At 31.4% G+C, this 26577-nt stretch carries 27 protein-coding genes; 5 read left to right on the top strand and 22 right to left on the bottom strand.

Annotated elements, in window-relative coordinates:
* The first annotated feature begins 16 nt into the window (after positions 1-16).
* Together Q385_RS0107095 and Q385_RS09005 are read left to right on the top strand one after the other, a co-directional pair.
* The gene (locus tag Q385_RS0107095) at positions 17-559 is read left to right on the top strand and encodes an SGNH/GDSL hydrolase family protein (protein ID WP_028950996.1); all 543 of its coding nucleotides are present in this window, start codon (positions 17-19) and stop codon (positions 557-559) included.
* Positions 559-2442 carry an acyltransferase family protein gene (locus Q385_RS09005; protein ID WP_051524417.1) on the top strand — a complete coding sequence of 628 codons (1884 nt, stop codon included), beginning with the start codon at positions 559-561 and terminating at the stop codon, positions 2440-2442. The genes Q385_RS0107095 and Q385_RS09005 overlap by 1 nt, the downstream gene beginning before the upstream one ends.
* Here Q385_RS09005 and coaBC read toward each other — a convergent pair.
* The 14 genes from coaBC to Q385_RS0107020 form a co-directional block, all read right to left on the bottom strand.
* Positions 2439-3605 (bottom strand): bifunctional phosphopantothenoylcysteine decarboxylase/phosphopantothenate--cysteine ligase CoaBC, encoded by a 1167-nt coding sequence (gene coaBC, locus Q385_RS0107085; protein ID WP_028950995.1) that lies wholly within the window; start codon positions 3603-3605, stop codon positions 2439-2441. The genes Q385_RS09005 and coaBC overlap by 4 nt on opposite strands.
* A gap of 4 nt (positions 3606-3609) precedes the next feature.
* Positions 3610-3912, bottom strand: a complete 303-nt coding sequence (locus Q385_RS0107080) for an alkylmercury lyase (RefSeq protein ID WP_028950994.1) — start codon at positions 3910-3912, stop codon at positions 3610-3612.
* Between the two features lie 14 nt (positions 3913-3926).
* Positions 3927-5744, bottom strand: coding sequence for a KUP/HAK/KT family potassium transporter (locus Q385_RS0107075; protein ID WP_028950993.1), 1818 nt, complete (start codon positions 5742-5744; stop codon positions 3927-3929).
* A gap of 96 nt (positions 5745-5840) precedes the next feature.
* Complete coding sequence (gene thiE, locus Q385_RS0107070; protein ID WP_028950992.1) at positions 5841-6455, bottom strand: thiamine phosphate synthase; 615 nt, start codon at positions 6453-6455, stop codon at positions 5841-5843.
* Positions 6452-6835: a hypothetical protein gene (locus Q385_RS0107065; RefSeq protein WP_028950991.1), complete on the bottom strand. Its 384-nt coding sequence runs from the start codon at positions 6833-6835 to the stop codon at positions 6452-6454. Before Q385_RS0107065 ends, thiE begins: the two co-directional genes overlap by 4 nt.
* Entirely contained in the window at positions 6835-8271 is a 1437-nt protein-coding gene (gltX, locus tag Q385_RS0107060) for a glutamate--tRNA ligase (RefSeq protein WP_028950990.1), read from the bottom strand. Before gltX ends, Q385_RS0107065 begins: the two co-directional genes overlap by 1 nt.
* Positions 8271-8669, bottom strand: a complete 399-nt coding sequence (locus Q385_RS0107055; protein WP_028950989.1) for a hypothetical protein — start codon at positions 8667-8669, stop codon at positions 8271-8273. The genes gltX and Q385_RS0107055 overlap by 1 nt, the downstream gene beginning before the upstream one ends.
* Entirely contained in the window at positions 8666-10414 is a 1749-nt protein-coding gene (gene polX, locus Q385_RS0107050; protein WP_028950988.1) for a DNA polymerase/3'-5' exonuclease PolX, read from the bottom strand. Before polX ends, Q385_RS0107055 begins: the two co-directional genes overlap by 4 nt.
* A gap of 1 nt (position 10415) precedes the next feature.
* Positions 10416-11192: an indole-3-glycerol phosphate synthase TrpC gene (gene trpC, locus Q385_RS0107045; protein ID WP_028950987.1), complete on the bottom strand. Its 777-nt coding sequence runs from the start codon at positions 11190-11192 to the stop codon at positions 10416-10418.
* 4 nt (positions 11193-11196) lie between these two features.
* Positions 11197-11961 carry an undecaprenyl-diphosphate phosphatase gene (locus Q385_RS0107040; protein ID WP_028950986.1) on the bottom strand — a complete coding sequence of 255 codons (765 nt, stop codon included), beginning with the start codon at positions 11959-11961 and terminating at the stop codon, positions 11197-11199.
* The gene (gene nrdR, locus Q385_RS0107035; RefSeq protein WP_028950985.1) at positions 11954-12427 is read right to left on the bottom strand and encodes a transcriptional regulator NrdR; all 474 of its coding nucleotides are present in this window, start codon (positions 12425-12427) and stop codon (positions 11954-11956) included. Before nrdR ends, Q385_RS0107040 begins: the two co-directional genes overlap by 8 nt.
* A gap of 15 nt (positions 12428-12442) precedes the next feature.
* Positions 12443-13726 carry a glutamate-1-semialdehyde 2,1-aminomutase gene (gene hemL / locus Q385_RS0107030; protein WP_028950984.1) on the bottom strand — a complete coding sequence of 428 codons (1284 nt, stop codon included), beginning with the start codon at positions 13724-13726 and terminating at the stop codon, positions 12443-12445.
* Between the two features lie 13 nt (positions 13727-13739).
* Entirely contained in the window at positions 13740-14888 is a 1149-nt protein-coding gene (locus Q385_RS0107025) for a cation:proton antiporter (protein ID WP_028950983.1), read from the bottom strand.
* Positions 14888-15385, bottom strand: a complete 498-nt coding sequence (locus tag Q385_RS0107020) for a cation:proton antiporter regulatory subunit (RefSeq protein ID WP_028950982.1) — start codon at positions 15383-15385, stop codon at positions 14888-14890. Before Q385_RS0107020 ends, Q385_RS0107025 begins: the two co-directional genes overlap by 1 nt.
* Positions 15386-15481: 96 nt before the next feature.
* On the opposite strand from Q385_RS0107020, the gene Q385_RS0107015 reads away from it, so the two are divergent.
* Positions 15482-16735 (top strand): hypothetical protein, encoded by a 1254-nt coding sequence (locus Q385_RS0107015; RefSeq protein ID WP_028950981.1) that lies wholly within the window; start codon positions 15482-15484, stop codon positions 16733-16735.
* Here the strand turns inward: Q385_RS0107015 and Q385_RS0107010 are convergent.
* The 6 genes from Q385_RS0107010 to ygfZ are packed head-to-tail and all read right to left on the bottom strand — an operon-like array spanning position 16725 to position 22699.
* Entirely contained in the window at positions 16725-17591 is an 867-nt protein-coding gene (locus Q385_RS0107010) for a lysylphosphatidylglycerol synthase transmembrane domain-containing protein (RefSeq protein ID WP_028950980.1), read from the bottom strand. The two genes, Q385_RS0107015 and Q385_RS0107010, sit on opposite strands and share 11 nt — an antisense overlap.
* Positions 17578-18567, bottom strand: coding sequence for a glycosyltransferase family 2 protein (locus tag Q385_RS0107005; protein WP_028950979.1), 990 nt, complete (start codon positions 18565-18567; stop codon positions 17578-17580). The genes Q385_RS0107010 and Q385_RS0107005 overlap by 14 nt, the downstream gene beginning before the upstream one ends.
* A gap of 9 nt (positions 18568-18576) precedes the next feature.
* A complete protein-coding gene (locus Q385_RS0107000; protein WP_028950978.1) occupies positions 18577-19452 on the bottom strand; it encodes a tetratricopeptide repeat protein in 876 nt (291 codons plus the stop codon).
* Positions 19453-19472: 20 nt separating this feature from the next.
* Entirely contained in the window at positions 19473-20846 is a 1374-nt protein-coding gene (locus Q385_RS0106995) for a sigma-54-dependent transcriptional regulator (RefSeq protein WP_028950977.1), read from the bottom strand.
* Positions 20827-21813: a two-component system sensor histidine kinase NtrB gene (locus Q385_RS0106990; RefSeq protein WP_028950976.1), complete on the bottom strand. Its 987-nt coding sequence runs from the start codon at positions 21811-21813 to the stop codon at positions 20827-20829. The genes Q385_RS0106995 and Q385_RS0106990 overlap by 20 nt, the downstream gene beginning before the upstream one ends.
* Entirely contained in the window at positions 21806-22699 is an 894-nt protein-coding gene (gene ygfZ, locus Q385_RS0106985; RefSeq protein WP_028950975.1) for a CAF17-like 4Fe-4S cluster assembly/insertion protein YgfZ, read from the bottom strand. Before ygfZ ends, Q385_RS0106990 begins: the two co-directional genes overlap by 8 nt.
* A gap of 168 nt (positions 22700-22867) precedes the next feature.
* Here ygfZ and Q385_RS0106980 point away from each other — a divergent pair, with 168 nt between their 5' ends.
* Together Q385_RS0106980 and Q385_RS09415 are read left to right on the top strand one after the other, a co-directional pair.
* Entirely contained in the window at positions 22868-24289 is a 1422-nt protein-coding gene (locus Q385_RS0106980; RefSeq protein WP_028950974.1) for an NAD(P)/FAD-dependent oxidoreductase, read from the top strand.
* A 16-nt stretch (positions 24290-24305) separates the two neighbouring features.
* Positions 24306-24449 (top strand): hypothetical protein, encoded by a 144-nt coding sequence (locus Q385_RS09415; RefSeq protein WP_169733174.1) that lies wholly within the window; start codon positions 24306-24308, stop codon positions 24447-24449.
* 18 nt (positions 24450-24467) lie between these two features.
* On the opposite strand, the gene nadD is transcribed toward Q385_RS09415, so the two are convergent.
* Together nadD and Q385_RS0106965 are read right to left on the bottom strand one after the other, a co-directional pair.
* A complete protein-coding gene (nadD, locus tag Q385_RS0106970; RefSeq protein WP_028950973.1) occupies positions 24468-25094 on the bottom strand; it encodes a nicotinate (nicotinamide) nucleotide adenylyltransferase in 627 nt (208 codons plus the stop codon).
* A complete protein-coding gene (locus Q385_RS0106965; protein WP_028950972.1) occupies positions 25091-26557 on the bottom strand; it encodes a Do family serine endopeptidase in 1467 nt (488 codons plus the stop codon). Before Q385_RS0106965 ends, nadD begins: the two co-directional genes overlap by 4 nt.
* Between the last annotated feature and the right edge of the window lie 20 nt (positions 26558-26577).

The following is a 26577-nucleotide window of genomic DNA, read 5'->3' as shown; positions in this document are numbered from 1 at the left end:
GTAAATCAAGGTAAAAATGAAAAGATTTTTATTTTTAACATTTTTTATTATTTTTAAGTTTTCTTTTGCCCAAGAGATAACGATTATAGGAGATAGTTTAACGGTAGGGTCAGAAAAATACCTTAGACAACAGATTCCAGATGTTGTGATAGATGCAAAAGTAGGAAGAAAGTTTCAAGAAGCCATGCCTGTAATAAAAGAGTTAGAATCAAAATGTCTTCTTGGGAAAATAGTTGTAATAGCTCTTGGAACAAACGGAATATTTACAGTTGAAGAGGCTTTGGAAGTTATAGATTATTTAAATACCAGACAAAGAAAAGTTATCTTTGTAAACGTAAAAGTTCCAAGATATTGGGAAAGTCAAGTTAATCAAAACTATCAAATATTAAAACAGCTTAGACCTAACATAGAAGTGATAGACTGGAATTATTTAAGCACTGTTTTGTGTTCTCGTCCAGATATAGGGGCTTGTTTTAGACAGGATGGTTATCATCTTACTCAAATTGGAAGTTATATTTACAGCTACATAATATACAAATATATAAGTAATACAAACTAATGGAAAAAATAAAAGGTCTTGATGGACTTAGAGGAATTTTAGTAAGTTCAGTTTTAATTTTCCATGTGTTTTTGGTATTCTACCCTGATAAAGTAGATTACTTTAGTGGTGGATTTTTAGCTGTAGAGTCCTTCTTTGTTTTATCTGGATTTTTAATAACACAATCTTTAATAAAAAAATCCAGTGATAAAGATTACTTTTCAGCATTAATAGACTTTTTAAAAGGAAGGTACTTAAGACTTTTTCCTGGGTTTGTATTTTTACAGTTAAGTCTTCTTTTAGTAATCAACTTTCTATTTCCTAATCTATTTGTAAAGTTTATACAAGAATTTATAGCAAGCAGTTTAAATGTTTATAACTGGTGGCTTATTTTTAGAAATGTTCCTTACTTTGAAAAATTTGATGACGTATTATTTACATTACATCTATGGTCTTTATCTATTGAATGGCAATTTTACATCATTTGGGGAATTGTTTTTTTAATGACTTCAAGATTTGGTAAAAAAGCCTTAACATTGCTAATAATCACAACAGCATTTTTATCTGTATTAGAAATGACTGCTATCTATCACTTATACGGAAATGTAGATAGAGTTTACTTTGGAACAGATACAAGATTCTTCTCTTTTATAATAGGTTCTCTATTAGCTTTACATATAGACAGATTTGAAAGTAAAAAAGTATTGTTTACAATAACAGGATTCTTAAGTTTAGCTGTATTAATTTCATTTTACCTTTTCATGTCTAACTATAATGACTATATGTACTCACTTGGATTTTTATTTACTTCTTTAACAACAACTGTTTTGATATTATCAATACTAAAATCTAATTATATAAATACCATAATGTCTATTTTTCCTTTAAGATGGTTAGGTGAAAGAAGTTATTCTATCTATCTGTGGCATTATCCTGTATTTGTGATAATATATCAGTTATACTCAAACAGTTATGTGGATACTATAATAGCAGGAGTTCTTATAACATTGTTTATCTCTAACATTAGTTATATCTTTATAGAAGAACCTTTTAGAAAGATTAATTTTAGTGGCTTACTAAATTATAAAAATGCTTTTAATTTTCTCGTATCTTTACTTTTTATAGGTGTTTCAGTTATGTATCTATCAATATTTCAACCTATAAACGAAGAAAAAGCTCTATCTGTAGAATTAAATAAAGATAACGCTGTATCTTACGAACTAACGATAAGGGAAGAAGCTTACAGTAAAGAAAATCAAAATATAGATAACTCTCAAACTGAAGTCAAAAGTGAAGATTCAAAAGATAACACTCAATTTACTTCAAACCCTAACGCAACTACGTTTATAGTTGGAGATTCTGTTTTACTTGGTGCAGCTGAGTACGTAAAAAAATACATTCCAAATTCTGAAATAGATGCAAAAGTAGGTAGACAGTTTAGTGAGCTAAAGGAGATTTTGTCAGAAGATAGAGTAAATAAATACAACAAAATTATAATAGCTTTAGGAAACAATGGACACATTAGAAAGTCTGATTTAGAGTATATTTTGGATAAATTAAAAGGAAAAGAGGTTTATTTAGTTACTGTAAAAGTCCCAAGACCTTGGCAAAATGAAGTAAACAAATTATTTAGAGAAGTTGCTTTAGAGAGAACTAACGTACATCTGGTAGATTGGTACTCTGTTAGCAAAGAAAAAGAAGACCTTTTTGTAAAAGATAAAGTTCATCTAAATCCAAAAGGTTCTAAAGTTTACGCATCTATTTTAAAAAGCTACCTTATTGGTAAACCTTTTGACATTCCAACTGAAAGCAAAAAAGATATAAAAATTGAATCTGAAGTAGAAAACATAGATATAAAACCAGTAGAAAAAACTGAAGAAAAAGAAGAGTTAAAAAGTTTTTAAGAAAATATCTTTTTCAGTATTTCAAAGGAAGCATCTTCTTTAGTTTTAGCTGATATATTTAAAGTATTTAATGATTTATCAATCAGTATTCCCTCGTAAAAATCCTTACTAAAAACTTTAACTGGATTGGCAATAATGTAGTCAAGGTTTTTCCTATTAAGCTTATCTACTGCGTTTTGATATAGATTATCACTTTCAGCTGCAAAACCTATAAGTATCTGATTTTCTTTTTTATTTTCACCTAAAAACTTTAGTATGTCAGGGTTAGGCTCAAGCTGTATAATTAAATTTTCTTTATCTTTTTTTAGTTTCTGGGAGCTATACTGCTTTGGTCTAAAGTCTGCAACTGCTGCGTTCATTATGATGATATCAAACTCTTGGTAAAGTTCTTTTACTTTTTCAAACATATCTTGGGCTGATATTACATCTATTTTTTTAATCTGAGATGGAAGTTTTAAACAGGTAGGAGCTGAGATAACTACTACATCTGCTCCCATACAGTAAGCACTTTCAGCAAGTAGGTATCCCATCTGCCCTGACGATGCGTTTGATATGTACCTTATAGGGTCAAAGTACTCTCTTGTTCCTCCTGCTGTTATTAACACTTTTTTTCCTTTTAAAAGTTTAGGGGTAATAGCATACTTTACAGCTAACATTATATCTTCTAAATCTGCTAACTTACCAGCTCCCTCCTCTCCGCAGGCTAAAATTCCTTCTGACGGACTTACTATTATATGTCCTCTATCTTTTAATACTTTTAGGTTTTCTTGTGTTGCAGGATTTTCGTACATTTTAGTATTCATAGCAGGAGCTATTACGATTGGTTTATCGTAAGCAAGGGCTAAAGATGTTAAAAAGTTATCAGCAATTCCAAACCTAAGTTTTGCAATAGTGTTTGCAGAAGCTGGAGCTATTAAAAATACATCTGCCCATCTTGCTAATGTTATATGTTCTAAGCCTGTTTTTCCATCTTTCCAAGAGATATATACATCCTCTCCTGTAAGAGCTTGGAAAGTAAGCCTACCTACAAACTCTAAAGCAGATGGAGTCATACAAACCCTAACATTTGCTCCTTTTTTTTGAAGGAGTCTAACTATCTCACATGCTTTGTAAGATGCTATAGAACCGCTAACACCGACAAGAACGTTTTTATTCTCAAGCATTTTTTTACCTTTCTATTCTTTCTTTTATAAACTCTTTGGAAAGTACACCAGTTAGTTTTCCATCTATAAAGTAAGTCCTACAGTTATAAGCGTATGAAGATGGTTTTTCTAATGTGTATATATCAATACCGTTGTAGAGAATAGACGGAGAGCCTTGAAAGTTCAATTTTTGAGCATCGTCGGGAGATTCTATTTTTGTAATTTTAATCTCATCTTTTTTTAAAAAACCTTCTTCTACAAGAGATAAAAGGTTATTTAAGGTTTCTTTAGCATTTGGACATCCTTCAAAATATTGAAACTCTACCAATAAATTCCTCCTAATTAAATTTCTATTCTAACTACAACACCGTGGACCTTTTGAGGTGGTAGTTTGTAAAAATCTGCGAAGTTTGAGAATATCCTTTTAATAAGACCAAAGAGCTTCCATATAAGGTTTTCAGAGTATACGTTATCAACTCCGTAAAAAACAACTCTCTCGTTAATATCTAAATTTCTTAGTTCTTGCTCAACGTTTACTATTTCTTGATAACCATACTCAACGATGGCATGTTTTATTCCTGGACATATTTCCCCTGCTATATAACTTTTTATACCAAAAGGTTGGTCTAACTTTTTCAGAGATAAAAATATATTTTCTTCATAGATTATTCCATGTTTTATCATCGTTTCTACTAAGTATGGAGCTATTCTTTCTTTTTCTCTAATTAAAAATACGGCACATCCTTTTATCTTACATTTGGTAGGATAGATTTTTTGGAAGTTGTTTACAAAAGTCTGTAAATCCATAAACTTTGCTTTTTTGTAAATCCTTGCTTGACCTAAAACGTAAAGAGCCATAAATGTTATAGGTGGTGTTGCAAACAGTATTGGCCAAAATGCTCCGTGAGGTATTTTAAGGTTGTTTGAAGCAAGGAAAGTAGCATCAATCATAAAAAGGAAAATTGCTACTACAAAGAAAAAGTATTTTCTGAGATTAAAATATATATACATTAAGAATATACTTGTAATAACCATATCTATGTTTACTGCAAATCCGTAAGCTGAGGCCATTTTTTCAGATTGTCTAAACAGTAAAAACATTATTAACACTCCAAGCAGTAAGAAAAAGTTTACTACAGGTATATAAATCTGGGTACTTAACTGTGTAGAAGTGTGTCTTACTTGAAGCAAAGGAATCAATCTTGCGTTTATTCCTTGGAATATGATAGAAAAAACTCCACTTATTAAAGCTTGAGATGCGATTATACCTGCACCTGTTACTATCATTAAAAATAGTATATAAAGATTATTACCAAGTAAAATACTTGCACTATCAAAAAACGGATTTTGTTCTTTCAAATTTGATAGAATAAAAGACGCTTGACCTAAATAACTTGATACTACTGCAAAAAAAACAAATACCCATGCAATTCTTATTGCGTTTTTTCCTATATGTCCCATATCTGCATACATTGCTTCACCACCTGTTGCAACAAGAATAACTTCAGAGAGAGCAAGAAATGCTACAAATGGATGGTGAATAATAAAATTAATAGCTTCTAAAGGATTGAAGGCTTTTAATACAGATGGATTTTTAGATATAAAATAAATACCTATTAAAGCTATTGAGAGGAAATAAACAGTCATAAAAGGTCCAAAAGCTATTCCGATTTTTCCTGTTCCAAATTTTTGAACTAAAAATAACATTAAAGTTATAAAAATAGCCACAGCTAAGATTGTTTCCTGACTTAAATTTTCAAACCCATGAATTAATCTTAATCCTTCAGTTGAACTAAGAATCGTAATTGCAGGTGTTATAATACCATCTCCTAAAAGGAAGCCTATTCCTAATATTGTTAAAGCTCTATGTATTTTCTTTATCTTTTCAGATTTAGTTATAGATTGGGCAATTTCTCCTAAGACAATTATACTTCCTTCTCCTCTTAAACTTAGGTTCATTGCTAACCACGCATACTGTAGAGTTGGAATTAAGATTAATGTCCATATCATAAGTGAAGCTATACCATAGATCTCTTCAATATTTGGTTTTGTTATTAAGATAATTACAGCAAAAGTGTAAAGAGGGCTCGTTCCTATATCTCCAAATACAGTTCCTATAGCTCTTATAACGTCAGAAAAACTTGTCTTATTGCTATGCATTAATTGTACCTTTCCATAAATGATAGTTATTCATATTTTAAATTTAAATCACAAATTTTGTATTTTGCAAATTTTGTATTAAACGTTAAAATATGTTTAATTAAACAGCTTAATATACTGTTTACATCTTTCTTCTATATCAGGAGCTGTCCATACGTCGCTTATAACTGCCACAAGGTCAGCACCAAGGTCTATAAGCTCTTTTGAATTTTCTACTGTCAAACCACCTATTACACAGATTGGTATTTTTAAAACTTTTTTTGCATCACTTATAACAGATTTAGGTACAATCCTTGATTTTGGTTTTGTTGGAGAAGGGTAGAAGCTCCCAAAAGCTACGTAATCTGCACCTAAATCCTGCATCTGTAGAGCTCTTTCAACACTTCCGTAGCAAGAAACACCCATTATCTTTCCTTTAGTCTTTTCTCTAACTTCTGCAACGTCAGAGTCTTCTTCTCCTATGTGTACTCCATCCGCATCTACCTTTAGAGCAAGGTCAACTCTATCGTTTACTATAAAAATGGCGTTATACTTATGACACAGGTCTTTAAGCTCCTTACTGTAAGGAATTAAAAACTCATCAGAGTTATTTTTATCCCTGAGCTGAACGATAGAAGCTCCTCCCTTTAGAGCCTTTTCTACCATATCTAACATTTTATCGTAAGGTGTTAACTTTTCATCTGTTATGACGTATAATCCTCTTAACTTCATAACTCCTCCGTATGAAAGTCTATACTTTCTATGGGTTTTAATATTTTTTCATAAATGAAAACTGGTTTGATTGAGTATTTTTTAAGAAAACCACACTCTTTAAACTGTTTGTGTTTATACTCTTGAAAAACAAACTCATCTCTTGTTTTATAACTACAAGCTAAAATAAGTAAAACAGATTCATCACACTCTACAAGCTGAAACCTTTTTATAGCTTCAGAAAAATGGTTTTCAAGAATGTGTATAATACCTCTCAAAAACCACTTTTCTTTTATGTCGTGAGTAGTCTCTAAGTACTGGTTTACTTCATCTTCTTTTAATAGACTGCCATCTTCTTTTAAAAAACCTATCTTTAGCTTCTTAAAGTCTTTTATCTTCATTATCCAAAGTATTCTAAAAATCTTATTAATCTAAACTTTACTCTTTCTACTCCAATTACTTCTACAAGTAGGTCTAAACTTACTCCTGAAGACTCTCCTGTTAAGGCTATTCTTATAGGGTGAAAGAGAGCTTTTCCTTTAAAACCGTGTTCTTTTTGAATCTCTTTTGTTATGTTCTTAAAGTCTTCTTTTGTAATTTTATCTAAATCCTTTACTTTTTCGTAAAAAGTCTCTACCACTTTGTAAAAGTTAGGGTCAGATTTAACTTCTGCTACTACTTCTTCTGTAAAAGGAAACTCGTCTACAAAGAAAACTTTAGCCCTTTCTTTTATATCCATAAGTGTTTCTATACTATCTCTTATAGCTTCCATAACTTTTTTGTAATACTCAAAGTCCGCTTTGTAGCCAAAACCTTCAAAAAACTCTACTGATCTTTTTGTAAGTTCTTCTAAATCTAATATTTCTCTTATGTAAACTCCATTCATCCATCTTAGTTTTGTTCTGTCAAATATAGCTGGAGATTTGTTTACGTCTTCTATTCTAAACTGTTTTATTATCTCTTCTTTGGATAAGATTTCTCTTTCATCTTTTGGGTGCCATCCAAGTAGAGAAAGGTAGTTAAATACAGCTTCTGATAAAAATCCATCGTCTTTTAAAGCTCTTACTGATACAGCTCCGTGTCTTTTTGATAGTTTTGTCCTGTCTTCTCCTAAGATTATAGGAAGGTGGGCAAACTGTGGAATGTTAAAGCCAAGTGCTTCGTATATTACTATCTGCTTTGGAGTGTTTGAAAGGTGGTCTTCTCCTCTTATAACGTGGGTTATACCCATAAGTGCATCATCTATAACAACAACAAAGTTGTAAACAGGCATTCCATCTTGCCTTACTATTACAAAGTCTCCAAACTCTTTTGTGTCTATTTCTACGTGTCCTCTTATAATATCTTCAAAAACGACTGTTTTATCTGGGACTTTAAATCTTACAACTGGTTTTATTCCTTGTGCTTCGTAATCTGATCTTTCTTCTGGTGTTAAATTTCTACATTTTCCGCTGTAGCGATAAGGTCTTCCTTCTGCTATCGCTTTTTCCCTTTCCTTTTCTAACTCTTCTTCACTGCAGTAGCAGTAGTAAGCATCTCCTGATTTTAAAAGTTTATCTACGTATTTATAGTAGATTTCTAATCTTTCAGATTGTCTATAGGGTCCGTGATTTCCACCTACATCAGGTCCTTCATCCCACTGGATACCAAGCCATTTTAAATCTTCAATAAGCATTTCTTCATACTCTTTTTTTGACCTTTCTAAGTCTGTATCTTCTATTCTTAAAATAAGGCTACCGTTTTCATGCTTTGCAAATAGATAGTTAAATAGTGCGGTTCTTGCATTTCCTAAGTGTAAGTATCCTGTTGGGCTTGGTGCAAATCTAACTCTTTTCATTAAAAACCTCCATTAATTACTTTTATCACTATGAATGCAACAATTAAACCAAGTATTAAACCTATTATGGATATAATTATTTTACTACTTCTTTCTATCTCTTTCTTTTGATAATCTTTCAATTTTTCATTTTCTTTTAAAAGTAGGTTTCTTAAACTGTCTTTATCTATACTCTCTATGATTAATTTTTTCTCTAAATCGTAAGTGGCTATATGTATCTTGTCTTTTGAGTTTAAGGGATGTAAATAAAGTTTGAAAATATTTTTTTCGATTTCTCCTGTTAGATTGTAAAACTCTGCATAATGTGAAAATTCGTTTTTGTAAGTATCTTTTAATAATTCTTCTAAAATTTTGTAAGGAAGGTCGTCTAAATTCTCGTCAAAAAAGGCAAACTTCACGCTTTAACACCAAACCTTTTCCTTTTGTTTTTTACAAAATTTTCAACATCTTTCCAAGAAAGTGTGTTTATAATGTCTTCTTTTTTTGCCCAACCTCTACGGGCTATGTAAACTCCAAGTTCAATATAATGAAAGTTTGACAGTGAGTGGCTATCACTACTTATTACAAGTTTTACGCCCATATCTACAGCTTTTTTTACCATTATGTCAGGTAAATCCATTCTCAGTGGTTGAGAGTTTATCTCAAGTGCTGTTCCTGTTTCTTTTGCTACTTTGAAAATATCATCTGACATCTGATATCCTTCTCTTGTCCCAAATATTCTTCCTGTTGGATGACCTATAGCGTTTACATAAGGGTTTTCCATTGCTTTTATTATTCGGTCTGTATTGTCTCTGTTAAAATGGGTGTGGATTGATGCTACTACCCAGTCAAGTTTTGACAGAATCTCATCAGGTAGGTCTAAAGACCCATCAAGTAAAATATCAACTTCAATTCCTTTTTTTAAGAAGGGATAGCCTATAATTTTATTTACTTTATCTATTTCTTCTATCTGTTTTAAAACGTCCTCTTCAGTTAATCCGTGGGCTACTCTTACAGCTTTTGAGTGGTCTGTTATTACAAGATATTCATAATTAAAATTCTCTTTTACATAATTGGCAATCTCTAAAATAGTGTTATACCCATCAGTCCAAGTTGAGTGGCAGTGAAAGTCTCCTTTTATATCTGAAAGTTCTACTAATTTTGGTAAGCTTTTCTTTAAGGCTGCCTCTATTTCCCCTCTATCTTCTCTTAACTCTGGTGGTATCCAGTCCATTCCTACAGCTTTATAGACACTTTCTTCCGTCTCGCCAGCAATCTTTTCCCCCGTTTTTACATCAAAAACACCGTACTCACTTATCTTTAAACCGATTGATTTTGCATAGTCTCTAAGATGCACGTTATGCTCTTTTGAACCTGTAAAGTACTGAAGACCACTACCCCATTCCTCAGGTTTTAAAACCCTCAAATCTACCTGTCTATCTTTCTCTCTTATAATTACACTTGCTTTTGTATCACCTTTTGCTAAAACTTCTTTTACCTCTTCTAGATTTACAAAAAAGTTAATTACTTTATCCCTATCTTTATCATCACAGGATACTAAGATATCTATATCTCCTATCGTTTCTTTTTTTCTTCTTAAACTTCCTGCTAACTCTATATTTTTTATCTCTTTTAAGGTTTTCAGTTTTTCTACTAGAGGATTTGCAATGTTTAGAGCCTCCCAAAGTAGTATTCTCTCTTGAGATTTTTCGTAAAGCTCTAAACCTTTTAACATATTTTCAACTTTTTTTAGTCCAAAGCCTTTAAGTTTTGCTATTCTTCCATCTTTTAAAGCTTTTATAAGCTCTTCTTTTGTTGATATCCCAAGCTCTTGATAAATTCTTTTTAATGTTTTAGGACCAAACCCTGAAACGTCCATAAGTTTTAGAAAATCAGGCGGAACTAACTTTTTTAACTCTTCGTACTTTTGAATTTTTCCAGTTTTTACATACTCAATAATCTTTTCTTGCGTATGTGTACCTATTCCTCTTATCTCACTTAATTTTCCAAGAGCAATGTAGTTTCTTATGTCATCCGGTAAGTCCTCTAAAACCTGTGCAGCTCTCTGGTAAGCCAGAGATCTAAACTTATCATCTAAAAATTCGTATATGTGTGCCATATCTTTAAAGATTTTTGCTATCTCTTTGTTTATGTTCTGATACATCTTAAAGAAGCTCCCTTAATTTTTTCCCTATATCTTTTTCCCTCATAAGGGACTCTCCTATTAAAAATGCATCTACTTGATAATTTTTCAACTCTAAAAGCTCTTGTTTTGTATTAAGACCACTTTCTGCAACTACGACTTCAGCTCCAAGCTCTTTCATTTTAGGGGCGAGTTGTTTTGAAAGGTTTATATCTACTTCAAATGTTTCTAAATTTCTGTTGTTGATTCCTATTATTGTAGATCCTGCGTAAAGAGACTTTACACCTTCATCGTAGGAATGTATCTCAACAAGTGGATCCATTCCCAGCTCTTTTCCAAAATTTATAAGTTCTATCATTTCTTGAAGAGTTAAAACTTTTGCTATTAAAAGGTAACTGTCAGCTCCGTAAGCGTAAGCTTCCAATATCTGTCTTTTGTCTATTATAAAATCTTTTCTCAATAATGGAAGTTTTACTTCTTTTGAGATGTTGTACAAGTACTCTATACTTCCTTGAAAGTACTTTTTGTCTGTTAAAACGGATATGGCTTTTGCGCCGTTTTCCTCATATATCTTTGCTATGGTTATAGGGTCAAAATCGTATCTTATCACTCCTTTAGAAGGTGATGCTTTTTTTACTTCAGCAATTATGTTAATACCTTTACCTTTTAATGATTTTTTAAAGTCAAGGACTTTTTTCCCCCTTTCTAAAGACAGATTTTCTAAGTGTTTTACATACTTATCGTTGTAATTTTCAAGTTCCTGTTTTTTTGTTTGAATAATTTTTTCTAAAATGTTCATTCTTTTACCTCAACACTACTAAGTAGTAAACAACACCTAAGATAATTCTATATACACCAAAAGGTATAAAGTTATGGTTTGATATTAACTTAAGTATTAGTTTTATAGCCAAAATAGCAAAGATAAAGGCAGTGATAAATCCAACTGTAAGATTACTCCAGTCAGAAATGTTAAACTGATTATGGTTTTTATATATGTCGTAAAATGTTGCCATAAACATCGTTGGAACAGCTAAAAGGAAAGAAAACTCAGCAGCTGTTTTTCTATTTAACCCAAGTAGTAAACCACCTATTATAGTAGCCCCGCTTCTTGAAGTCCCAGGAACCATAGCTAAAGATTGAAACAAACCTATAAAAAATGCCTTTTTATAACTAATCTCTTCAAAACTTTTAACAGGATAATCTTTATTTTTATGATAATACTCAATCAGGATAAGAATAACACCACCTAAAACAAGCATAAACACAACTATGAAAGGGTTAAAAAAAGATTTAATAATTTTGTAAAGTAAAAACCCTAAAATACCAGTTGGAATGAATGCAACGATTAACTTTTTAAGTAAATTTATATCTCTAAACTTTTCAAAGTATAAAAACACAACCGCAAGGATAGAACCAAGTTGTATGGAGACTTCAAAGGCTTTTTGAGTATCAGTTTGACTAACTCCCATTAAGGTAGATACAAGTATTAGATGACCAGTAGAAGATACAGGTAAAAATTCTGTCAAACCCTCTACCACTCCCAGTATAAACGCCTGTAGATTACTCATTACTTTTCTCCTGTTTTTCTTTTTCTATTTCTTTGATAATACTTTCAAAATCTTTAATGTCTTGAAACTCATCACAAACAGAAGCAAACCTTAAAAATGCTACAGGGTCTATTGCTCTTAATTTACTTTTAACCATATCTCCTATTTCCGCAGATGTAACTTTTAACTTTCCTTCATCTACTAAATATCTTTCTATCTCATCTGCTATCTGTCTTATCTGAGGCTCTGTTATAGGTCTTCCTTTAGAAGCAAGCTTTATACCCCTTACTATTTTTTCTTTATCAAAAGGTTGAGTAGAGTTATCTTTTTTAATTACAGTTATAAGCTCTTCTTCTATTCTTTCGTAAGTAGTAAACCTGTAGCCACATTTTAAACATTCTCTTCTTCTTTTTATAACAGTTCCTTCCTTTGACTGTCTTGTTTCTAAAACTCTATCTTCTAATGAACCACACTTAGGACATCTCATAGTTTTTTCCTTACTTTACAGATTTTTAAAGCAATCTCTTGCTTTTTCTAAAGTTTCTTCTAAATCTTTTTGACTGTGAGCTGTGCTTAAGAAAAACGCTTCAAACTGGGAAGCTGGTAGATAAACACCTTTTTCTAACATACATCTGAAAAATTTTGCAAATCTTTGAGTATCTGAAGTTTTTGCAGTTGTAAAGTCTTTTATTGGCGTTTGTGTAAAGAACACCGTTATCATTGAGCCTACTCTGTTTACTTGGACTGGTACTGAAAACTCTTGTGCAATCTGTTTAAAGCCTTCTTCTAAAAATCTACCTTTTTCATCTAACTCTTTGTATGGGTTTAACTCTTTAAGAAGCTGTAGCTGTCTTAATCCTGCAGCCATTGCCAATGGGTTTCCTGATAGGGTTCCAGCTTGATAAACAGGTCCTACAGGTGCAACGTACTCCATAATTTCTCTTTTTCCTCCGTAAGCTCCTACTGGAAGTCCTCCACCTATCACCTTTCCAAATGTAGTTAAATCAGGCTCTATATCGTAGAGTTCTTGAGCTCCTCCATATGCAAGTCTAAAACCTGTCATAACTTCATCAAAGATAAGTAAAGACCCATACTTTCTTGTTATTTCCCTTAATTTTTGGTGATACTCTTTTGAAGGAGCTACAACTCCCATATTTCCCGCAACAGGCTCTATGATTACACATGCAATATCATAGCCGTACTTTCTAAAAGCTTCCTCTACAGCTTCTATATCGTTGTAAGGTAGGACTATAGTTAGGTTTGCAAGCTCTTCTGGAATTCCCGGAGTTCCTGGTATTCCTAAGGTTGCAACACCAGACCCAGCTGATACTAAAAGACTGTCTCCGTGTCCGTGATAACAACCGTCAAATTTTACTATTTTTTTCCTTTTTGTGTATCCTCTTGCAAGTCTTATAGCACTCATAGTAGCTTCTGTTCCAGAGTTAACAAACCTTACCATCTCAACAGATTTAACAGCATCAACAACTGTTTTAGCCATCTCTATTTCAAGCTCAGTAGGAGCTCCAAAACTTGTCCCGTAGTTTGCAATCTGTTTTATAGCATTTATAACTTGGTCGTGAGCGTGTCCCAGAATCAGTGGTCCCCAAGATAAAACATAATCTATATACTCATTTCCATCAACGTCCCATATACGACTGCCTTTTCCTTTTTGGATAAAAATAGGGTCAGCTCCTACCGACTTAAACGCCCTAACAGGAGAGTTTACACCACCTACCAAGTAATTTTGAGCTTCTTTAAAAAGCTCTTTAGATTTTGAAATGTTCATTATCTAAAACCTCCTACTGTTTTTTTGGTTTAAACACAAGTTTTGCCAACTTAGGAGCATACTGTATCGTAAAAGTCCCTATAAATGCCATCAAAAGTGTGTAAATTCCAAACAAAGATAAGTAAGAAGAAGGAGATAGTCTTGATATAACAATTGAAAACTCACCTCTACTTACTATAGACAACCCTGCAACTAAAGAAGCTCTCTTAGAAAGACCGTAAATCTGCCCACCGATAAAACCTGTTAAAATCTTTCCCAGTATTGAAACAACAACCATTAAAGTAAGCACTAAAAGATTTTTAATGGTAAAAAAGTCAGGATTAAAAACAACGTTTGACCCAAAAACAAAGAAAAATATGGCAACCGCTAACTCTCTTATAGACACAAGATGTCTTTCTACCGCTTCAGCTTTGCCTGATTCTGATATAAGCATACCAATTAAAAAAGCACCTAAAGCTTCAGACAATCCTATGTAATAAGTAAAGCCTGCAAAAGATATTAAAACACCAAAGGCAAATAAAATAAAAATATCTTCCTCTAAAAACTTTTCAATAAAAGAAGAGATTTTTTCTTTTATCGTCATAGCAACTAAAATTATAAAAGAAAATACAGCTAAAACTTTAAGCATAATAATACCAAAAGTTAAAACTTCTAAATCCTGTCCCCCCATCATACCTGCCAAAACTGCAAGTAAAATAGGAGCTACGATATCTTCAAAAACCATTAGACCTAAAATCATTTCCGTTTCAGTATTTGCAATTCTTTTTTCATCTACGATAATTTTTGACGTAATAGCAGAAGAAGAAGCGTATGCTATAGCACCCCCAAAAACAGCTATAACAAAATCAAAACCTAAAATTAACAGTAATAAAAACACTCCACCAAAGTTTAAAATAAAATCTATAACCCCTACTATCCATATTCTCTTAGATACTTCTACAGCTCTTGCAATGTTAAACTCAAGTCCAAGATAGAAGAAAAGAAGTATAATACCTATTTCACTAAGTCTTTCTAAAGTTATATCTTCATGGACAAAACTACCTAAAACCAGCCCTGCAAGTATGAAAGACAGTATAGGTGGTATTTTAACAAATCTACTGACTATACCAAAGATAAATAAAATTAAAGTAGATAAACCTAAGACTACTAAAAACTTTTCCATTACTTGATTTCACAAACAGGATAAAAAACTTCAAAAAATTTCTTAATCTGGTCTTTATTCCCAACAACAATAAGAGTATCTCCAGGCTTTATTATTTCATCAGGAGAAGGGTTTGTAATTGTCTCGTTGTTTCTTATAATAGCAATAACAGAAGCTCCTGTTTTTTTCCTTATTTCTAACTCTTTTATACTTTTATTAGCTAAAACTGAAGAAGGTTCTACGTTAACCCATTCTATAACCAAATTTTTCATAAACATCTCTTTTTCTTCTCTGGCTTCTGGTTTAAAGTATGTTCCCATAAGAATAGAACCAAGCTGAGTAGCTTCTTCCTCATTAAGACTAAAAGAGCACATTGGCTCATCATAATCATCTTTATTAAAGAAATAAATCTCTCTTTTCCCAGAAATGTGTATTATTACAGCAACTTTTTCTTTATTGGCTGTAATTACCGAAAATTTTTTACCTATGCCAGGCAAGTCTGTCTCTTTAAAAAGCATAGCAAACACCTCATTTTTATGAGATAATTATTTACAATTAAATTATACAAAAATTTTACCGAAAAGATAGAAACAAAGTTAAACAAGGAGGTTGTTATGGCAGTAGCTATTATATCTTATGACGTTAAGTACATAGAAGAACTAACTAAAAATATGGGTAATACGAAATATGAAATATTCGGAGATAGTCTTTCCTTTATAAAAAACTTTAGAGATGATTTTGATACAGTTATATACGATGCATCATCCGGAGTTTTTGCAGAAGACGATTTAAGATATTTAACTAATAAAATGAAAGATAAAAACTTAAAGTATATAGTTCTTACTGTTCCAGAAAATCCAATTGATAAAAGTATATTTGAAGGAAATTTTGAGATTCTAAACAAAAATAATAATATTCACGAAATAATCCAAAATGTATCAAAAAAAACTGAACCCATAGAATCTATTAAAGAATATCAAGAAAACATAATAGAATCATCAGAATATCAAGATCAAGCTTTCGAGGAATTATTCCAAGAAAGCAATTTAAAAAACACTGAAGTAGTAGAAACATCTTCAGTAGAAGTTGAATATAACGAAATAAATTTAGCAAATCAGGATATTCAGTCGAAAGTAGTTCAACCAATAGGTTTTGAAGAATCTACATTATCAGAAAGATTGGACTTTGAAGATTTATTAGAGGTCAATGAAAAAGATAAAACTTTTGAGATAGAGTATAACACTTTTGAGACTACAGGGTTTAATCTTAATGACCAAAATAAAGAAAGTAGCGAATTTTCTTTGGAAACAATAGAAATACCACAAATAGAAGAGATTTTAGAAACTAAACAGTTAGAACTTAATGATGAAAACAAACAAATCAATAAAATTTCTTTATATGAATCAGAATTACAACAAACAGAAAAGATGTTAGAGACAAGCCCAATTACCGATAAAGTTAAAGATGAACAAAAAGCAAAAACAGTAAGTTTAGATGAATTGATTGATTTAAATAAACACAATGTTGAAAAATTAACAGAAGGAGGGAAAAATATGATAGCTGACTTTAATATCCAAATCTCTTCCGAGGATATAAAAAATATAGCTCTGGACATTGCAAAAGAATACCTAAAAAACGACCCTGCAATGGCTACAATAATAGACCACCTTCAGATAGATTTTCAAGAAGAAACAAGAAGAGAATTGGAAGATGTAAAAAATCAACTTAAAAACAAAGTGAGGGAAGAGGCAGAAAAAGTTTTAACTGCAGAAATAGAAGAAATTATTAAGAAAGAGTTGAAAGATTTTGTAGCAGAAATAACCGCAAAAATTGTAAAAGAAAAGTTAGAACAAGCATTTAAAGTTTAAACATTTTAGATAAATAAACAAAGATAGCTAAGATACTACTGCTTATAAGTATAAAAGTATGGACTAAAAAAGCTGAAAGTAAAGCAGTATCTTTCGGTACAGATAGATAGATAAGAATACCTACATATCCTGTTTCATATGTACCTATTCCTGCTATCCCGTGAACAGGAAGGACAGTAGTTAAGTCAGCTAAAGAGGAAGCCAGTATAGACTGTAAAAAATCTAAATTGGCTTCTTTTGGCAATACAATGTAAAATGCAGAAAATTTAAAGATAAGTGTCAAAACCGATAAAAAGTAAACCATAAAAACATTTTTAAAATTTATCATACTTTGATTGTAGTTTTTGATTTTCTCATGCTTAATAAACTTAAAGAGAAATAATAAAATCAAAAAAGAAAACGGTAAAAGAATAAAAGAAATAACTCCTAAAATAAAACGGTTTGTATAAGTAAAATAGGCTAAAAAAAATAAAGATAGTAAAGATATACCATCAAAAAACCTTGTAATTATAAAACTCATAGTAGATTCTGCTATATGTATGTTTTCTTTTTTCAACATATAAAAAAAAGATATTTCTCCAGTTCTAAAAGGTAGCACTATATTAAAAAAAGTGTTATAAACTGTTAATTTAAAAAGTTTAAAAAAATCTTTTATACTAAGTGTATAACTCCATCTAACAGTCCTTACTACGTAGCTAAATATATACAAAATAAATGCTAAAAAAATTTGCTTAAATGTAAGAAATCTAAAAAAATCTAAAAGTTTATCAAATCCTACAATTTTTTGAAAAAAGTAAAAAAAAGCAAAAGTAATAAAGATAGAGACTAAGAGTTTTAATGTTTTAATTTTGTCCATTACTTTTTTGTACAATTTCTTTTATAACGTAAGGCTTTTTACCTTGAGACTCATAATAAGTCCTTATTATAATTTCAGCTATTATTCCTGTAGATATTAGATTTATTCCTGTTAAAAACGATAACATTCCAAACATTAACAGTGGTCTATTTCCTATAGGTTGTCCAAAACACAGCTTCTGACAGGCAAGATAAAATAAAGTTAGAAAGCCAATTACCAAGAATAAAAATCCAAAACCTCCAAACACTCTAAGAGGCTTATTTCTGTAATCTATTAAAAACTTTACCCAAAGTAAATCTACTATAACTTTAAAAGTTCTTGATATACCATACTTAGACTTTCCATATATTCTTGGATGGTGTTTTACCGGAATTTCTGTGATGTTAGCTCCTACTATCTTTGATAAAGCAGGTAAGAATCTGTGCATTTCTCCGTAAGAGTCTAAACTTTTTGCCACTTCTGACCTGTAAGCTTTTAAGGAGCATCCATAATCGTGTAAATTAACTCCTGTTGTTTTTGATATCAGCCAGTTTGCTATCCTTGATGGTAAAGTTCTGCTTAAAAAAGCATCTTTTCTGTCCTTTCTCCATCCACTTACAACATCATAACCTTCATCAATCTTCTCAAGGAGTTTTGGAATGTCTTCTGGGTCGTTTTGAAGGTCTCCGTCCATTGTTATAATAATTTCTCCTTGAGCTTTATCAAAACCTGCAGCCATTGCAGCTGTCTGACCGAAATTCCTTCTAAAGTTTATTCCAATAACGTAAGGGTCTTTTTCCGCTAATTCTTTTATTATCTGCCAAGATTTATCTTTACTACCATCATTTACAAAAATCATTTCGTATGTCTTGTCTTTATATTTCTCTTGATTAAAAAGATTTTCCACCGCCTCATTTATTTTTTTGTAAAGAATTGGTAAATTTTCTTCTTCGTTATAAATAGGAACGACGATAGATAAGTAAACTTTCTTATCCATATTTCTCCTTTATTTAATTATGATATCTAATTGTTTATCATCACTGTCAATATTTAGTTCATTATTAAGCTTTAAATTTTCTTCACTTTTTGGATTTTCAACTAAATTTATTAAAACTTTTTTTATTTCTTCTTGTAAAGTTTTATTATCTTGAGAAGCTTTTAAAGCTTTTTCTAAGTAAAATTTAGCTAAGTCTATCTGATTTAAATCTTTATAAACTAAACCTAACTTATAAAATATAATAGGGTCGTTAATACTTAGCTGAAGAGCTTTAGCGTAATAATCTCTTGAAAATCTTAAGTCTGATACATTTTTATATCTTTTGTACCTTTCATAGTAATAATCACCAAGTGTAATGTAGGCATTGAGGTAATTTGAGTTATACATAATTGCTTTGTTTAAGTATTCAATAAATTTATCTTCTTTTCCAAGGTCTCTATAAATTAGACCTAAGTTGTAGAAAGCTATCTCTTTCTTTTGGTAAGTTGGATGATTTAGAGCTTTTTCAAGATGGGTAATAGCTTCGTTGTATTTTTTCAAAACTGCAAGGAGAATTCCGTAGTTAGTTAAAAGTTCTGGAGAATTTGGATATCTTTCTAATCCTTCTTTGAAGGTTTTTTCTGCTTTTTGGTATTCTCCTGCAAATTGATAAGCAAGGGCTAAGGAATTATAAACTTCTGGTTGTTTATTTGTTTCTAATGCTTTTTCTAAGTAAGAAATAGCCATAGCGTTATTACCACTACTTAGGTAAGAAACTCCCATGTCGTAAAGATATTTTCCATCATCTAAGTTTGTATAATCCGCACTACTGTTTATTCCTTGTTGACTACAGGAACTTAGTATAAAACTCACTAAAAAAAGCTTTAATATTAAAAATTTTCTCATAAGAATTATTATACCATTAACTAATCTTCAAGAGATATGTCTAAATCTTTAATTTTTTTAGCAATAGTGTTTCTGTGTAATCCTAAATATTCGGCTGCCTGTGATATGTTTCCGTTTGTAAATTTTAGAGCTTCTTTTATAAGTATGTACTCAGCTTCTTCTATAAGTTTTATATAGATATTTTTTCTTTTTCTTGTAAGCATTTTTCTTGCTTCTATTAAAAGTCCACTTTTCCAATCTGCAGTTTTTTCTTCTTCTCCTTTAATGTTTGCTGGAAGTAAGTCAGGTGTTATTGGTCTTTCTCTGTATAATGCTATTAATTTGAAAACCAAGTTTTTTAACTCTCTAACATTTCCAGGCCAGCTGTAATTAACTAAAAATTTAATAGATTCTTGTGTAAATCCTCCTGAAGATAGCCTGTATCTTTCTAAGGCTTGTTTTGTAAAAAGTTCAACTAAATCTGGAATATCCTCTCGTCTTTCTCTTAAAGGCGGAATTCTTATCTCTATTACTGATAATCTATAAAATAGGTCTTCTCTAAATTTTCCTTCTGCAACTAATTTTATTAAATCTTTATTAGTAGCTGTTATTATTCTTACGTCTACCTTTTTAGTTTTGTTTGAGCCTAAAGGTTGAATTTCCATTTCTTGAACTGCTCGTAACATTTTAGCCTGAGACTCTAAAGGTATCTCTCCTATCTCGTCTAAAAATAGGGTTCCTCCATCGGCTTGAATAAACTTTCCTTCTTTTGATTTGTAAGCTCCTGTAAATGCACCTTTTTCATAACCAAAAAGTTCGCTTTCTATAAGTCCTATGGGAATAGATGCCATATTTATGGCTATAAAGGGTTTTTCACAGCGGTCTGAGTACTTATGTATTAAATTTGCTATTACCTCTTTACCTGTTCCACTTTCACCAGTTATAAGCACTGGGTCTTTTGAGTTGGCAGCTCTACCTACAAGTTTAAACACTTCCTTCATCGCTGAGCTTTTCCCAATAACTTCCTCAGTAGGTACTTGTGAAATTAACTTAGCTTTTAGACTTTCTTTTATTTCATTTATTACCTGCTTAATTCTCTCTATATCAAAAGGTTTTACTATGTAATCAAAAGCTCCGTACTTCATAGCTTGGATTAGATAGTTATACTCTGAATGTCCAGAGATTATCACTACATAAGGATAATTTTCTAAAGATGTTATAGATTTTAAGATTTCTAAACCATTGAAGTTTTTAAGACCTATGTCTAAAAATACAAAATCTGGATTAATACTTTTGACTTTTTCTAAAGCATCTTCTCCAGATTCAAAATCGTAAACTTCTATATTTTCTTTATTTAAAACTCTTTTTAATACACTACGGGTTGTTTTTTCATCTTCAAATATTATTGCTTTCAATCTCTATCCTAATAGGTAATAGTATTTCAAATGTAGCATCTCCTATATATCTTAATACACCTTTATGACTTTTTACAACATTATAAGCATTTGCAAGTCCAATACCAGACCCACTTTCTTTTGTTGTAAAGTGAGGTAGAAATATTTTATCAACAATGTCTTGTGGGACACCTTTTCCACTGTCTTTTATCTTTATTGATACTTTATTCATTCTTGGAGAAAAAACAGGGTCAAAAGATATACCTGTTTGTAGTGTTATTTCTCCTTTTTGATTTACAGCATCAATTGCATTTTTTATTAAATTTTCAATAACAGATATGATTTTTTCTTTATCAATGAGAATCTCTGGAAGACTTGGGTCGTAGAGTTTAACAAATTTTACATTTATATACAAACTTTCGTATTTTTTTACTACTTCATCTATTAATTTATGAATGTTTTGATAAGATAAATTTAACTTTAAAGGCCTTGATAAAGACGATAACTGATTTATGTAATCTTGTATTCTGTTTACTTCATAGATAATGTCATCTAATAAATCTAAATCTTCAGGATTTTCCTTTAAAAACCCAGCAGCTGCTTTTATACCTGTTATTGGTCCTTTTATGTCGTGGAAAAGCTGTATTAAAAATTTTGATACAGCGGATAAAGTCCCTTCTTTCTTTAATTCCTCTTCTAACTTTATAAGTCTTGTGAAATCTTTTAGTAAAACTATATACATATCTTTAAATGGATAAATATCTACAGAAAGATAAGAATCTCCAATATTTATTAGATAATTTTTAACAGAAAGACCTTCTTCTAAATATCTTATAGATAAAACTTCTTTTAAAAGATTTATTATATCGTTTTTTGAGAAGGAAGAAATGTAAGAGTCGAAAGCTGGATTAGAGTAAAGTATGTTTCCCTCTTTATTTATCAGAATAATTGGCTCTTGAAAGTTATCTAAAATCTCCTTTTCATACATTCAAATCTTCACAAACTTTTTCAAGTATTATACCATCATAATCTTTACCTTCCTGAGCTTTAGCTCTCAATATAAACCCAAGTCCACTCTTTCCATCACTTATAATTGACGTTATTATTCCTATGTTTTTTCCTTCAAAAACTATTTTATCTTCTTCTTTGATATTTTTGTTTATTAAAAATTTAGCCATAACTCTTGGTGGTTTGCCTCTGTAGTAAACTCTTGCAATAGCCTCTTGTCCTACATAGCAGCCCTTATTTAAACTAATGGCGTACTTCCATATGTTAGTTTCTAAAGGAAGTATGTTTTCTTTTAGTTCTTTTTTTACCTTTGGCATACAGTTTTTTATTCTTAAATCTTCAAAATCTTGTGGTGATATTTCATCTTTTGGATTTAACAGATTTAATACACTTTCAACATCTCCAAATATATCGTATCCAGTCATTCCTAATCTTAAAGGATTTTTTGCAATGTAATAACCATTTTTTTTTGTAAAGCTAAACTTTTCAACATTTAATCCTAAACTTTTTATAAACTCTTCTGTATCATCTCCAAAAATATATATATGCTTCCAAGTTAAAACTTCAAATGTTATCTGAAGAGATAGTTTTAACTTATTTAACTTTTCAATAGTTTGAAAAGGGTCTTCTTCCGTATCTAAAATATAAATATTCTCATCGTTATAAACGAAAAAATCCGATAAAACAGACCCTTTACTATCTAACATTAAATTGTAATTAAACTTACCACTTTCTAAATTTACAATGTCATTACTTAAAATGTTATGTAAAAATGCTTTATGTTCTTCATTTATACCTTTTAAGTTTAACTTTGATTTTTTGCCTTTAACAAAAATTTTGTGTCTGTTTATTAAAATCCAGTTCATCAAATGCTCCTTTTTTGATATAAATCAATGAATAACCTATCAATTCATTATCTAATTTTAATTGAAATTTTTTGTATGATTTTTATTAGTTAGTTGTTGCTAACTAACACTGTTAGTATTATGATATGGTTATTAATAAATTTTTCAAATTTTTTGCAGGAGGAAGTCATGGCAAAAATTGTTATTGCCGGAAGTGGATTTGCAGGGCACTATGCAGCCCTTATTTTAGCGGATAGGTTAAAGGGTCAGCACGAAATCACAGTTGTTACTCCCAACGAAACGTTTAATTACATCCCTTCTCTTATTTGGGTTGGTGTTGGTCAGATGCCGGTGGAAAAAACCCAGTTTCCACTTAAACCTGTTTACGATAAGTTTGGTATTAAGTACGAAAGAGGATTTCTAACAGAAGTTCACCCAGATGAAAATTACGTTATAATCCAGCCTCACGGAACTCAAGACTCAAAAAGGCTCAATTATGATTATCTTTTGGTTGCAACTGGTCCAAGACTTAACTTTGCGGCAACACCTGGACTTGGACCTGACAACGGTTATACATATTCAGTATGTACACCACCCCATGCAGTGGAGACAGCTAAAGCATACCTTGAACTTGTAAAAAGGTTAGAAAAAGGAGATAAAGCAAGAATAGTCATAGGTACAGGGCATGGTGGATGTACATGTCAAGGTGCAGGTTTTGAGTTTATAACAAACGTCCATAACGATTTAGTAGATAGAGGTCTAAGAGATAGAGTTGAACTTATATGGCTTTCTAATGAGCCAAGATTGGGAGATTTTGGAATAGATGGACTTGAAGCTAAACGAGGTTCCTTAATATTTACATCAGAGATGATGGCAGAGGCAATATTCTATGACTACGATATAAAGTACGAAATAAGGAGCCATGTTCACAAAGTTGACGACAAAAAGATATATACCGAAAACTTAGATGGTGAGTTTAAAGAGATAGAATATGACTTTGCAATGTTATTACCACCTTTTGCAGGACAACCTATTAAATGGATAGATAAAGATGGAAACGATATTAAAGATAAAATGTGCAATCCTGCAGGATTTGTAAAAGTTGACGCTGTTTACGGAAAACCTTATGAAGAGTTAGACGGTCCAGACTGGCCTAAAACATACCAAAACCCTATATATAAAAACATATTTGCGGCAGGAATTGCATTTGCACCACCGGGACCTTTATCTAAACCAGGTAAATCTCCAAACGGAACGATAATATCTCCTGCACCTCCAAGAACTGGATACACAGCAGAGCTTTCTGGTAAGGCTGCAGCCTTAAACATAGTAGATATGATAGAAGGAAGAGAGCCTCAAAATACAGCATCTATGGCAGAAACACCAGGGCTTTGTGTTGCTTCTATGAAAAACGGCATATTTGACGGTATGGCTGGAACTATTGCTATATTCCCAGTTGCAAGAAATAGAGCCAAATATGGAGAGTACGGAAGAGACTTAGATATTTGCGTTGCAGAACCAGGTAAAGCCGGAGCATGGTTTAAATTAGGATTACATTATGCGTTCTTATGGAAGTTACAAGGTAAACCTTTCTGGAAATTAATACCTTAAATAGGAGGATTTAAAAATGGCACAGGCAAAGTTTAGATTTTCAGATGCTGATAGAAGAAAAATGCATTCTTTAATATCTCAATTTTTCAGAGCTATAAGTCTTGCTTTTCACTTTTTAAGATTAGTTAAAGTAGCTGAAAAAGGTTATAAAACTCATTAATACGCAACAGACAGCCCTTTATGGGCTGTTTTTATAAAGATTTTTTTCTTTTATGTAATTCTCAACCTCTTCTAACACTAAATACTTTATAGACTTTCCCAACTTTACTTTTTCCCTTATTTCTGTTGAAGATATATCAATTCTACGACTGTCAAAAAAATATATCCCTTCCTTTATACTACTTTCATTGTAAAAAACATTACGGAATCTAAAAAACATTTTTAAGTAGTTTTTAACCATCTTATAACTGTCTTTACCTCTTCCTACAACTATAAAATTAGCTTTTTTTAGCAAATCTTCTGGTCTTTTCCATTTATGTAAAGTTAAGAAAGAGTCAGAACCAAGTATTAAAATTGGCTTATGAGTCAATAGTCTTTCGTAGTACTCAACTGTTTCTATCGTATAAGACTTTCCACATTTTTTTATCTCGTAATCGGATACTTCAAAGTACGGATTATTTTTTTTAGATAAAGTTAGCATATTAAACCTATCTTCAGCAGAGGCGTTAGAAGATTCTTTTAAAGGAGATAGATAAGCCGGTATAAATATAATTTTTTCTAAATTAAAAAACTCTCTAACATCTTCAGCAATTCTTAAATGACCCAGATGAACTGGGTCAAAACTTCCACCAAATAACGCTATCATCTTAAAGATAGTGTTGTGTATATTCTGTTATCTCCTCTCTGGACGTAGAGTAAAACGCTATCCTGTTTTTCACTTTTTGCTTTGTTTATAATCTGCCAGAACTCTGCTGAAGATTTTACAGGTTTTTTGTTAACTGATAAAATTATATCACCTGCCAGCAATCCTGCTTCCTCAGCCACAGACCCTTCTTTGACAGCATACACTAAAACACCATAATCTACTTTTTGAAGACCATACCTTTTTATCAACTCAGGAGTGATATCTTTTACTATAAGACCTATTGTATTCTCTATGTTTGTTGCCTGACCTGATTCTTCTGTAGAAGCTGTTTCATCTGATTCTAGAGGAACTGTAATAACGTCAAAAGTAAGCTCTTTGCCATCTCTAATAACTTTAATTTTTAATTTTGAACCCGGAGGATTTTTCATAACTTGATTTTGAAGGTCTGATATGTCAGAAATCTTCTTTCCATTGACTTCCACTATGATATCTCCAGCTTTTATGCCAGCTCTATCTGCAGGTCCACCAGGTTGAACACTTGATACTAATGCACCTTCGTTAACTCCAAAATGTTCTGATAAATCTGCCGTTAGTGGTTGAATGATAACGCCTATTTTACTTCTCTTTACTTTACCGTATTTTAGTATCTGATCCATTACCCATTTAGCTTGATTAATAGGAACGGCAAACCCAAGACCTTGAGCTCCTGCTATTATTGCAGAATTTATACCTACAACCTCACCTCTCACGTTTATAAGTGGTCCACCTGAGTTTCCTGGGTTGATGGCTGCATCTGTTTGTATAAATCCTTCACCGGGTCTGTCTTCTATCTGTCTGTTTTTAGCTGATACTATACCTATGGTTACAGTGTCTGATAATCCCAGTGGAGCACCTATTGCAATGACAGTTGAACCTGCTTTAAGCTGGTCTGAATCGCCAAGTTTTAAAACATTTTTAGAAGCAAAGTCCTCTATACCTTTTTTAAATGGCACTTCTAAAACTGCAACATCACTAAGTTTATCTCCACCTACCACTTTAGCTTTTAAAATCATTTTGTTTTTAAACTGAACTTGAATATCTTTTGCATTTTCTACTACGTGGTTATTTGTAAGAAGATAGACAACTTTTTTGTTGTAATCTACATCGACTATAAATGCAGAACCAAGTCCTTGTCTTTTTTGTTTAAATTGAGGAGTGTTTGGAACGCCAAAAAAATCTCCAAAAGGCATATCAAAGAACGGGTTGTTAACTGTGATTTCCTGTGTTGTAAAAACGGTAGCAACCCCCGGAGAAACGCTTTCAATAAGTTTTGTTCTTTCATTATCTATAGCTTCCAAAGTAGAAAAGCTATAAGACCTACCTTCAACATTTTGTTTGTATCCTTCCTGATATTTTCCAAGCTGTGCCTTTACAAAAAACGCCAAAGCCAGTATTATTACAACAGGTAATACAACCTTCTTCATAATCTTTACGACCTCCTTTT

The organism is Sulfurihydrogenibium subterraneum DSM 15120 (assembly GCF_000619805.1).
Classification (GTDB): domain Bacteria; phylum Aquificota; class Aquificia; order Aquificales; family Hydrogenothermaceae; genus Sulfurihydrogenibium; species Sulfurihydrogenibium subterraneum.
The sequence above is the reverse complement of the archived record's forward strand: the minus strand, read 5'-3'. Positions and strand labels throughout refer to the sequence as shown.